Source organism: Collinsella sp. OM07-12 (assembly GCF_003438275.1).
GTDB lineage: Bacteria > Actinomycetota > Coriobacteriia > Coriobacteriales > Coriobacteriaceae > Collinsella.
This window is the reverse complement of the sequence record NZ_QSTQ01000033.1, coordinates 1-10,672: the sequence shown is the minus strand read 5'-3', so window position 1 is coordinate 10,672 and position 10,672 is coordinate 1. Positions and strand designations below refer to the sequence as shown.

The following is a 10,672-nucleotide window of genomic DNA, read 5'->3' as shown; positions in this document are numbered from 1 at the left end:
TGGGGACACATGTATGTCAATCCTGGTCTAACAGAGCCTTAAAAAATCATCGAGAGGATCGCCTGTTCGAAAAGTTGTCAAAATAGCCGCGCCCCAAAAAGACTGGTTATTGGGCGTTGACAGTTGGCGAGCCGTAGGTAAAATATCGACTTGTCCTGGGGACGTAGCTCAGTTGGGAGAGCGCTGCCGTCGCATGGCAGAGGCCGAGGGTTCGACTCCCTTCGTCTCCACCATTGGATTTGATAAGCCGTCGACATTGTGTCGGCGGCTTTTTTTGAAAGAAAGGGCTGCACCATGGCCGAGCTTGAGTCCCAACCACTGTCTGCCGAGGAGCGCGCCGAGTTGGAAGAGCTCCGCGCCGAGAAGGCTCGTCGCGAGGCCCAGGAAGAGGCACGCCGTGAGCGTGAGGAGCTGGCCGCCCTGCGTGCCGAGCGCGAGAAGGCCGAGGAGGCCGCTGCGAAGGTTGCATCCGAGCCTGCGCCCGCGCCCAAGCCCGCGCCCGCACCCAAGCCCGCCGCCGCGAAGCCCGCGCCCGCCGCACCCAAACCTCAGCCTAAAAAAGCCACTCACCCCAAGCCCGTCGAGCCCAAACCGAGCCGTGACGAGATGACCTTTGCCCAGCGCATGGTCACCTCCAAGGAGCCTACGGGCGAGAATGAGATCCCCGGTATGGCTCCGGCCCAAAAAATCATCATCGCACTCGCCCTCATCGCGTTTATCGTCTTTATGGGCTACACGATCACGGGCAGCATGGGCCTGCACTAACCTGTTCGCGCCGGGCTCCATGTCCGCACGCCCGCCTCGCCCAACCTTCAACCTCTGCACAACGCATCCGAAAGGTCGCCCCATGGCTTTGACCGACATCTCGCATCCCACCGACATCGCAATGCTCACCGATCTGTACGAACTCACTATGGCCCAGGGCCTGTGGGAGAGCGGCAAGGCCAATGAGCTGGGTTGTTTTACGGCGTTTTACCGCGACCATCCCTTTGGCAGCGCGTATGCCATCATGTGTGGCACCGCCGAGCTGCCCGAGCTGGTCGAGAACCTGCGCTTTACGCCCGAGGACATTGAGTACCTCGCTTCGCTCCAGGCTCCGGCCGGCGGCGCGATGTTTAAGCCTGCATTCCTTGACTACCTGCGCAACTTCCGTGCGCACGTGAATATCGACGCCGTGCCCGAGGGCGAGCTCGTGTTTCCGCGCGAGCCCATGGTGCGCGTCACCGGTCCTGCGCTCGAGTGCCAGCTGCTTGAGACGGCGCTGCTCAACATCGTCGGGTTCCAGACACTTGTCGCCACCAAGACGGCGCGAGTGGTGCTGGCGGCGGACGGCCGTCCCGTGGCCGAGTTTGGCCTGCGCCGAGCCCAGGGTCCCGATGGCGGCCTGGCCGTTGCGCGCGCGAGCTACGTCGCCGGCTGCTCCTCTACGTCCAATGTGCTCGCCGGCCGCCGCTACGGTATTCCCGTCTTTGGCACGCATGCGCACAGCTGGGTGATGAGCTTCGATTCCGAGCTCGAGGCCTTCCGCGCCTTTGCCAAGTCGAGCCCCAAGAACTGCACGCTGCTCATCGACACCTACGATGTGCGCGAGGGCTGCGAGCATGCCATTACGGTTGCCAAGGAGATGGAGGCGGCGGGCGAGCGCCTGTCGGCTATTCGCATTGACTCGGGCGACCTCGCCAAGCTCTCCAAGTATGTCCGCGGTCGTTTCGATGCCGAGGGCCTGCCCTATGTGGGGATCTCGGTTTCTAACGATCTGGATGAGTACACGATTCAGTCGCTGCTCGACCAGGGCGCGCCCATCGATAGCTTTGGCGTGGGCACCAAGCTCGCGACCTGCTACGACCAGCCGGCGCTGGGCGGCGTGTACAAGCTTTCCGCCCGTCGTGCGAGCGAGGCCGACCCGTGGACGCCGGTGGTCAAGCTCTCCGAGCAGCCCTACAAGCGCACGATCCCGGGTGTGCAGCGCGTGCGCCGTTATTACGACGGCTTTGGCGGCCCGGTCTGCGACATGATCTACGACGAGGACCATCTGGCGGGGGAGGGCGCCGCGCGCGGCAATACCCTCGTGGCCGTGAATGATGCCGCCCTGGTGACCGACGTGTCCGAACTTGAGTATCGCGAGCTGCTGGTGCCGATCGTGCGCGACGGCAGCGCGGTGGCTCCGCGTGAGAGCATCCAGGACGCGCGCGAGCGCTGTGCTTGGGCGCTTGACCATTTGGACGCCGCTTTCAAGCGCTTCCTGTACCCGCAGACCTATGTGGTGGGCATGGAGCAGGGCCTGGCCCGGGTGCGCGACGAGCTCGTGCGCAAGAACATGGCCGCGGCTTCTGCCTTTCCCTGGGCAAAATGATTCGAAGGGGACGGAGGAAAACGGACTATTTTCCCGCTTGCTGGTTCGTCCGTTCGCTGAACATTCGATTGGTTTAACGTATGACGACTTCTTATAAAACGATGGTGGTAAAGATCGGTTCGTCCACGGTGGTGGGGGCCGACGGAAAGGTCAACCGTGCCTTTATCGGTGGACTTGCCGATCAGGCCGCAGCGCTGCGCAAGCTCGGCTGGCGTCTGGTCGTGGTGAGCTCGGGCGCTATCGCCTGTGGCTATCCCGTGTTGGGCTTCGACCGCAAGCCGGTCGGCGACCTGCCGAGCCTGCAGGCCTGCGCCTCGGCTGGTCAGTGCATCATCTCGTCGGCCTACGACGAGGAGTTCCATGCGCGCGACCTGCTCACCTCGCTCGTGCTGCTCACGCGCCACGACACGGCGCGCCGCACGTCCTACCTGCACGCGCGCGACGCCCTGCTGCGCCTGGTGGAGCTGGGCGTGGTGCCGGTTGTCAACGAGAACGATACCGTCACCGTCGACGAGATCAAGTTTGGCGACAACGACACGCTGGCGGCGCTTGTGAGCTGCCTGGTTTCTGCCGATCTGTGCGTGACGCTCTCGGACATCGATGGTCTTTATACTGCCAATCCGCATGAGGACCCCACGGCCGAGTTTGTCCCGGTCGTGCATAAGATCGATGCCAAGATTATTGCCTCGGCGGGCGATTCTTCGACCTCGGTGGGTACGGGCGGCATGATTACCAAGATTCGCGCGAGCCGCATCCTGATGACGGCGGGCATTCAGAGCGTGATTTGCTCGGGCGAGGAGCCCGATGCGCTCGTGCGCCTCGCCCGCGGAGAGAGCGTGGGCACGCTGTTCGATCCGCCGGCGGAGCGTCTGGACATCGCACCCCGCAAGCTGTGGATCGCACTGGGCGACAAGGCACATGGCTCGGTGACGGTCGATGATGGTGCTGCGAAGGCGCTGGTCAGCCGGGGCTCTTCCCTGCTTGCGGTGGGTATTCGCGAGGTCGATGGCGCGTTTGCCGAGGGCGATGTGCTCGACGTGTGCGACCCGAGCGGCATGGTCGTCGCCCGCGGTATCGCCGAGGCCGATTCGGACGTGCTGGAGCTTGCGGCCGGCCGCCGCCAGGATCAGATTGTCAGCAACCGCCTGCTGGCGGATCTGGCCGAAAAGCCGGCGATACACAGGGATAACTTGATCGTATTTGCATAAAGAAAGACAGTGCTGTGGATCGTTTCCCGCAGGGCTGTCTTTTTCGTGCCGGCACTTGGGGACGTTCCTTTTGTTAGAAGATCCGGCGCAGGTCTCCGCGGTTGAGGGCTTCGTCGAAGAGGTGCTTGAATACCACGCTGCCGTGCAGGCCGTCGTGCTCGAACTCGTTGGTCACCCAGGCGTGCGAGTTGCCCACGCGGCTGAGCGTGTCGAGCTGCATGCCCGAGTCCACGTACATGTCATCGAAGTATACCGCGGCCTGGAGCGGTACCTCGTTACAGGCCAGGCGCTGCGGGTCGTAGATCTTGTCCCAGCTGGTGTCCTCCATCAGCAGGTCCATCGCCGGCTTGAAGGGCTTAAGTTCGGGCATCTGCTCAAACATCCACGGGAACATGGCCTCGCCGGTAAACATGAGCGGGCGTGCGAGGGTGTCGAACTCGGCACGATGGGCTTTCTCTTCTGCTGCGGCCCAGCGAATGGGCATGGTGTCGCCGTCGGCGTAGATGAACTCCTGCAGTGTCCAGTACAGCGGGTTCGTGCGCGTATTGGTGCGCTCGAAAGCGCGCATCAAAAAGCTGTCGGATACCGAGGCGCCGCAGCTCAGCGTGCCGTCACCATCAACAAACGCGTGGTCGATAATCCAGTGCATGCGCTCAAAGCTCGGCTTCATGCCAAAGTCGCTGCCCATGAGCTGCAGGCGCTCGACCGTCATCGGCGAACCGTCGGGCAGTGCGGGTTTTTGCACCTCGATCGCATCGGCCAGCGCCGCCACGCGCTTGACATCGGCGGGGTAGCGGTCGTAATACTGCTGGGTCTTGGCCGCCATGCGCGGGAAAGTGTGCGCGTAGACCTCGCTGGCGCTCGCCGGCACGTGCGGAATGCCGCCGCAGGTAAAGCTTGCCGTCACGCCCTCCGGGAAGAGGGACAAATAACTCAGCGTCAAAAATCCGCCGTAGCTCTGGCCGATCGTGACCCAGGGCTTGCCGCCAAAGCCCACCAGACGCAGGTACTCAAAATCGCGCACGATGGAGCTGGCGAGGTGACGCTTGAGAAAGTCTGCCTGCGAGCGGGCCGCATCGGCGCCGGTTGCCTCCGCGCGCTCGCCCAGGGCTGCGATCGTGCGTCCGTCAACACAGCTGCTGCGTCCGGTGCCGCGCTGGTCGGGCAGCACGACACGGAAATGCTTGACGGCCTCCTCGATCCAGCCGTCGCTGGTGGGCGACAGCGGACGCGGGCTCTCGCCGCCGGGGCCGCCCTGCAAAAACAGGAGCAGCGGCAGATCGTCGTTGATGCGGTCGGGTGCGCAGACCACGCGGTAGAAAAGCTTGATGCTCTCGGGCGCGCCGGCGATGGGCGCCGGCATGGCGCCGCGGCGCATGGTGCTGCCGACGGCCAAAAGCATTGGCTCAAGGCCGCGCCAGTCGAGAGGGACATCGATGCTGTGGTCCTCGACATACAGGCCGGGGACGTGGTACGAAGTGATGAGCGCCATGTAATGCTTCCATTCGTTGCGGTGTTTCGGGTTGACCAATTCTACCGCCGTCGGCGAGGATGCGCATAAATCGGCTACCATGGTTGGCAAACATCTAAGAGAAAGGGCCGCCCATGTCGGTCGATATAGCCACGTATGTCCACGATCTTGCCGTCGAGGCCAAGGCCGCTTCTGCCGCGCTTGCCACGGCGAGCGATGCCCAGCGCCAGGAGGCCGTGCGCGCCATGGCCGCGGCGCTGCGCGACGGTGTCGATTGCATCATTGCCGCCAACGAGCTCGATATGTCTGTCGCGCGCGATGCGGGCACCTCGGCCGGACTGCTCGACCGCCTGCTGTTGACGCGCGAGCGCGTTGACGGCATGGCCGCCGGCCTGGAGAAGCTCGCTGAGCTGCCCGATCCCGTGGGCCGCGTGCTCGACCATCGCGTGCTTGCAAGTGGTGTGGACCTTACGCGTGTGACTGTGCCGCTGGGTCTGGTTGCCATGGTCTACGAGGCACGTCCCAACGTGACGGCCGACGCCGCGGGCATCTGCATCCGCACCGGCAACGCCTGCATCCTGCGCGGCGGTTCGCTGGCGTATCACTCGTGCGCCATGATTGCCGAGCTGCTGGCCGATGCGCTTGAGGCCCAGGGTTTCCCGCGCGAGGCAGTGTCGATGATCGAGTCCACCGACCGCGAGGCCACCGGCGAGCTCATGAAGCTCCGCGGCATCGTCGATGTGCTCATTCCGCGTGGCGGTGCGGGCCTGATTCAGCGTTGTGTGCGCGAGTCGCTCGTACCGGTGATCGAGACGGGCACGGGCAACTGTCACATCTACGTGCATGAATCCGCCGACTTTGATAAGGCGCTCAACATTATCGTCAACGCTAAGACGCAGCGCGTGGGCGTGTGCAATGCCGCCGAGTCGCTGCTGGTCGACCGCGCCGTGGCAGACACGTTTTTGCCCGCGGCTGTGGCTGTGCTGCACGACCACGGCGTGTTCATTCACGGCGACGAGGCCACGTGCGCCGCATGCGCCGACGCCGGTCTTGCCGAGGGCGACGACTACGTGGTCGCGACCGAGGAGGATTGGGGCCACGAGTATCTGGCGCTCGAGATGAGCGTGAAGGTCGTGGCGGACGAGGATGAGGCCATCGCGCACATCAACCGCTACGGCACCATGCATTCCGAGGCCATCATCGCCGAGGACGCGGACGCTTGCGAGCGCTTTTTGGATGAGATCGATGCCTCGGCCGTGTATGCCAATGCCAGTACGCGCTTCACCGACGGCGGCGAGTTTGGACTGGGCGCCGAGATCGGCATCTCGACCCAAAAGCTCCACGCCCGCGGCCCCTTTGCCGCCGAGGCCCTCACCACCTACAAATACAAGCTCCGCGGCACCGGCCAGGTCCGCCCCTAAACCTGTTGCAAACAAAAAAACCACCACAAAGGCGCCTGTCTCCTTTGTGGTGGTTTTAGGTGGCGTGGGCGGTTAGGCCTGGAAGGTGTCGCGATCGGGAGCGAAGGACTGCATGGCTGCGATGGTGCGGTCAAAGAGCTCGGGAAGCTCCCAGCCCAGCATCTCGGCGCCCTGCGAAATCACGTCGCGCGAGCAGCCGGCGGCGAAGCGCTTGTCCTTGAACTTCTTCTTGAGCGACTTGGTCGTAAAGTCCATGACGCTCTTGCTCGGGCGCATGATGACGGCAGCTCCGATCAGGCCGGTAAGCTCGTCGCAGGCAAACAGGATCTTCTCCATCTGCAGCTCGGGCTTGGGCAGCGAAGTGTTGAAATCGGACGTGTGCGACTGAATGGCACGGATGAGCTCAGGAGAGGCACCTTCGCCTTCGAGGATCTCGGCAGCGTAGATGGTGTGGTTCATGGGGTCGTCCTCATGCTCCTCCCAATCCAGGTCGTGGAGCAGGCCGACGATGCCCCAGAACTCCTCGTTCTCGGGGTCGAACTCGCGCGCAAAGTAGCGCATGGTGCCCTCGACGGTTTCGCCATGGGTGATGTGGAACGGATCCTTGTTGTGCTCGTTGAGCAGTTCGAATGCGCGGTCGCGGGTGATTCCGGCGGTAAGCGACTCTGCCATAACAGACTCCTTGTGCTCGTGGGTATCGATAAGATTGAATACTACTAGAACAAGAAAACCACCACAAAGGTGCCTGTCCCCTTTGTGGTGGTTTTGGCGTGGGCAGGTTAGTTGAGGGCGGCTTGGGCTAGGCGGGCTTCGGCGGCCTCTTCGGTGACGCCCAGGGCCACGGCGAACTCCTCTATAGAGCGGCGCTTGGCCTCCTTGAGCACACGCATGTAGTAGGAACTGGGCTTTTTATCAGCTTCCTCGGCCTGGCGAATGCGGTGCATCATGGTTTTTGCCACGCGGACCGTCTCGGGCGCGCCCAGCTTGAGCTGCTGCTTAAAGTGCGTCTCCTCAAGCGAGCTGTTGCGCTCGGTAAAAGTGTCGCACTCCAGCTCGTCGTAGTGGCTCAGCAGGTGCTCGGCATCCTGCTGAGAGATGGCGGCATGCAGACGGTCGGCTTGCGCCACGGGGTACATGAGGATCGTCTGCGCATGTCCCTGCTTGGTCTCGAGCAGCAACATGGGCTGCGGCGTGTCGTCCCTAAAACCGACGACGGTGCAGACTCCCTGGCCCGGATGAATGACGTGTTGACCGATTGAGAACATGCTACCTCCAGCTTATACGAATTTGCGTATGTCTAGAATAGCACGCTGACGTGCGCAAACCATCGCTTTATGCAGGAAAAGCACACAATTCCGATAGGTAAGAGTATTCGATATTCCGAGCAGCTCATGCACGTGTTTATGCATTTTCGGCAGATGCACAATCAGCAGGCAAACCGCCATCTTTGAGTGGCCCTGTGCGAGCTGTAGTCATTTTTGTGCATATGCAATATCGAATAACTTTACCCTGCGACAGTAGCTACCGCTTGTGATAGAGTGCTACAAACTCTGGCTTTTGCCCTACGAGTGACCAAGAGCTCGGGGGCTTTAACACAAGGAGGATCTATGCCCGAGAAGATTGAAGAGCTGGTACGCGCTGCGCTTGCTGCGGCCCAGGAGGCCGGCGACCTTTCCGCATTTGAACTTGACGATTGCGCTATCGAGCGACCGGCCGACACTTCTCATGGCGAGTGGACCTCCACCATGGCCCTGAAGTCCGCCAAGCTGGCTCACTGCGCCCCGCGCAAGATTGCCGAGGCCATCGTTGCCCATATGCCCGAGGACCCCGCGATTGAGAAGGTCGAGATCGCAGGCCCCGGCTTCATTAACTTCTACCTCTCCGTTGCCGTCAAGAACGCCATTTTTGGCGAGGCCCGCGAGAAGGGCATGGACTTCGCTAAGTCTAACGTCGGTGGCGGCCTGAAGACCCAGGTCGAGTTCGTCTCCGCCAACCCTGTCGGCCCCATGCACATCGGCCACGGCCGCTGGGCCGCTCTGGGCGACTCCCTTTGCCGCGTTATGGACCACGCCGGTTACGACATCCAGCGTGAGTTCTACATCAACGACCACGGTTCTCAGATGAACACCTTCGGCAACTCCATCAGCACGCGCTACATGCAGCTTGCCGACATCATCGCCAAGCAGGGCGTTGATATCGACGAGGCTCACAAGCTGCTGATCGCCGACCGTGACGCCTTCGTTGCCGACGAGAACGACGAGCATCCCGAGACCCATCCGTACCAGGATAACTTTGCCGAGACCCTGGGCAAGGACTCCTACGGCGGCGACTACATCATCGATGAGGCTGCCGAGTTCTGGCGTACCGACGGCGACAAGTGGGTCGACGCCGATCCGCAGGAGCGCATGGAGAGCTTCCGTGAGCGCGGCTATGTGAAGATGGTCGACAACATGCGCGACCTCTGCCACGCCGTCAACTGCGACTTCGATCGTTGGTACTCCGAGCGCTCGCTGTATGTGAAGGACACCGAGGGCGAGACCGCCGGCACCTCTGCCGTCGACCGCGCTTTTGAGAAGCTCGACAAGATGGGCTACCTCTACACCAAGGACGGCGCCCTGTGGTTCCGTTCCACCGATCTGGGCGACGACAAAGACCGCGTCCTAATCAAGTCCGACGGCGAGTACACCTACTTCGCCTCCGACGTCGCCTATCACTGGGATAAGTTCCAGCGCGTCGATCACGTCATCGACATCTGGGGCGCCGACCACCACGGTTACATCGAGCGCGTCCGCTGCGTCTGCGACGCTCTCGGTTACCCCGGTAAGTTCGAGGTTCTGCTGGGCCAGCTCGTCAACCTGCTGCGCAACGGCAAGCCCGTCCGTATGTCCAAGCGTAAGGGTACCATGGTGACCCTGCAGGAGCTCGTCCATGAGGTCGGTTCCGATGCCGCTCGCTACACGCTCATCTCCAAGAGCTCCAATCAGATGGTCGACTTCGACATCGAGGCCGTTAAGAAGCGCGATAACTCCAACCCGGTCTATTACGTGCAGTATGCTCACGCCCGCGTGTGCTCCATCCTGCGCCGTGCCGCTGACGTTACGCCCGAGCAGGCTGACGAGATGGGCATGAAGGCCGTCGCCGCCAAGGCCATCGGTGAGAACGTTGATTACTCGCTGCTGACCGATCCGACCGAGCTCGCCCTTTCGCGTAAGCTCAACGAGCTCACCGACCTCATTGCTAGCTGCGCTCGCGATCGCGCTCCGTTCCGCCTGACGCACTTTGCCGAGGAACTCGCCGGCGACTTCCATAGCTTCTACGCTGCCTGCCAGGTGCTGCCGAGCGAGGGCCGTCCCGTCGACCCCGAGCTTTCGCGTGCCCGTCTGGCCGCTTGCGACGCCGTTCGCGTGACGCTCGCCCTGGTGCTCACCCTCGTTGGCGTCTCCGCGCCCGAGCAGATGTAATCTGCGGTTCATTTGACCGTGTAGGTTCGGCTTTGCTGAGCCCTATAAGCCCGATCTCCATGCGGAGGTCGGGCTTTTTGCGTTTGGCGGGGCTTTTTGGCGTGTTGGAAAATGCTACAAAAAAGCAACTATACCGCTTTACGGGGCTGAATCGCTGCCTGGCGACCATAGCGACAGCAGTGAAAATAAAACCGCAGGTAGACGGCTTGCCGAATATTAAAAATGCAGGGTATGGTTGGCTTGCGCCGTTCTTACACCGTAATCCGCCATAGTTTTGAAAATGACCCCTTGGGGACGGAGGAAAACGGATCATTTATGTCCCGGTGGAGAGCGGTACGAAACCGTCCGCCACGAATCGGGCTTATCTACTACGTTTAGTCGCATACCCCGAACCATGTCGAAAGGCGCGATATTTAAAACCGCAGGTAGCGGGATTGCGATTTTAGGAAGACCGAGGGAATGGTCAGGGGTCGCGGGCCAAACGTAGTAGATAGGCGTGATTCGTGGCGAGTCGATCCTGGGACTGACGATTCTGCTCCCGTGTCTCGTGGTCACCACAATCTTTGGGGGACTCGGCTGGCCTCTCCATATAAGTTGCAGTGGAATAGTTCCTGTTTGGGGCGGCTGCCGGATTTTTCAGGAGCTCTTTCACCGCAACTTAAGAGAGCTGGATTTCGCCGCCCGCGGCTTTGTAAAGAGTGCCCCTTTTGACTAGTCGGTTGATTTCCGATCTCAGCCGAACACATTGAGCAAATAGG

At 61.8% G+C, this 10,672-nt stretch carries 8 protein-coding genes and 1 tRNA gene; 6 read left to right on the top strand and 3 right to left on the bottom strand.

The window, feature by feature from the left end; genetic code table 11:
• The first annotated feature begins 157 nt into the window (after window positions 1–157).
• From DXB98_RS09720 to proB, 4 genes are all read left to right on the top strand, one after another.
• Window positions 158–233: transfer RNA gene (locus DXB98_RS09720), tRNA-Ala, on the top strand.
• A gap of 61 nt (window positions 234–294) precedes the next feature.
• The gene (locus tag DXB98_RS09715) at window positions 295–765 is read left to right on the top strand and encodes a hypothetical protein (protein WP_117743974.1); all 471 of its coding nucleotides are present in this window, start codon (window positions 295–297) and stop codon (window positions 763–765) included.
• Window positions 766–847: 82 nt separating this feature from the next.
• On the top strand, window positions 848–2,353 hold the full coding sequence (locus DXB98_RS09710; RefSeq protein WP_117743973.1) for a nicotinate phosphoribosyltransferase: 1,506 nt from the start codon (window positions 848–850) through the stop codon (window positions 2,351–2,353).
• A gap of 80 nt (window positions 2,354–2,433) precedes the next feature.
• On the top strand, window positions 2,434–3,561 hold the full coding sequence (proB, locus tag DXB98_RS09705; RefSeq protein WP_117743972.1) for a glutamate 5-kinase: 1,128 nt from the start codon (window positions 2,434–2,436) through the stop codon (window positions 3,559–3,561).
• A gap of 73 nt (window positions 3,562–3,634) precedes the next feature.
• On the opposite strand, the gene DXB98_RS09700 is transcribed toward proB, so the two are convergent.
• Window positions 3,635–5,053: an alpha/beta fold hydrolase gene (locus tag DXB98_RS09700; RefSeq protein ID WP_117743971.1), complete on the bottom strand. Its 1,419-nt coding sequence runs from the start codon at window positions 5,051–5,053 to the stop codon at window positions 3,635–3,637.
• Between the two features lie 113 nt (window positions 5,054–5,166).
• Between DXB98_RS09700 and DXB98_RS09695 the strand changes: the two genes are divergently transcribed.
• Window positions 5,167–6,453 (top strand): glutamate-5-semialdehyde dehydrogenase, encoded by a 1,287-nt coding sequence (locus DXB98_RS09695; RefSeq protein ID WP_117743970.1) that lies wholly within the window; start codon window positions 5,167–5,169, stop codon window positions 6,451–6,453.
• A 72-nt stretch (window positions 6,454–6,525) separates the two neighbouring features.
• Here DXB98_RS09695 and DXB98_RS09690 read toward each other — a convergent pair whose 3' ends face one another.
• Window positions 6,526–7,125 carry an HD domain-containing protein gene (locus DXB98_RS09690; RefSeq protein ID WP_117743969.1) on the bottom strand — a complete coding sequence of 200 codons (600 nt, stop codon included), beginning with the start codon at window positions 7,123–7,125 and terminating at the stop codon, window positions 6,526–6,528.
• Window positions 7,126–7,232: 107 nt separating this feature from the next.
• Window positions 7,233–7,718 carry a CarD family transcriptional regulator gene (locus tag DXB98_RS09685; protein ID WP_006235480.1) on the bottom strand — a complete coding sequence of 162 codons (486 nt, stop codon included), beginning with the start codon at window positions 7,716–7,718 and terminating at the stop codon, window positions 7,233–7,235.
• Window positions 7,719–8,060: 342 nt separating this feature from the next.
• Here DXB98_RS09685 and argS point away from each other — a divergent pair, with 342 nt between their 5' ends.
• Complete coding sequence (gene argS / locus DXB98_RS09680; protein ID WP_117743968.1) at window positions 8,061–9,914, top strand: arginine--tRNA ligase; 1,854 nt, start codon at window positions 8,061–8,063, stop codon at window positions 9,912–9,914.
• Window positions 9,915–10,672 lie beyond the last annotated feature (758 nt).

Bases quoted from the DNA above. Each gene is read 5' to 3' on its own strand.
- DXB98_RS09715 (WP_117743974.1), top strand. From the start codon at position 295: ATGGCCGAGCTTGAGTCCCAACCACTGTCTGCCGAGGAGCGCGCCGAG.
- DXB98_RS09710 (WP_117743973.1), top strand. From the start codon at position 848: ATGGCTTTGACCGACATCTCGCATCCCACCGACATCGCAATGCTCACC.
- proB (WP_117743972.1), top strand. From the start codon at position 2,434: ATGACGACTTCTTATAAAACGATGGTGGTAAAGATCGGTTCGTCCACG.
- DXB98_RS09700 (WP_117743971.1), bottom strand. From the start codon at position 5,053: ATGGCGCTCATCACTTCGTACCACGTCCCCGGCCTGTATGTCGAGGAC.
- DXB98_RS09695 (WP_117743970.1), top strand. From the start codon at position 5,167: ATGTCGGTCGATATAGCCACGTATGTCCACGATCTTGCCGTCGAGGCC.
- DXB98_RS09690 (WP_117743969.1), bottom strand. From the start codon at position 7,125: ATGGCAGAGTCGCTTACCGCCGGAATCACCCGCGACCGCGCATTCGAA.
- DXB98_RS09685 (WP_006235480.1), bottom strand. From the start codon at position 7,718: ATGTTCTCAATCGGTCAACACGTCATTCATCCGGGCCAGGGAGTCTGC.
- argS (WP_117743968.1), top strand. From the start codon at position 8,061: ATGCCCGAGAAGATTGAAGAGCTGGTACGCGCTGCGCTTGCTGCGGCC.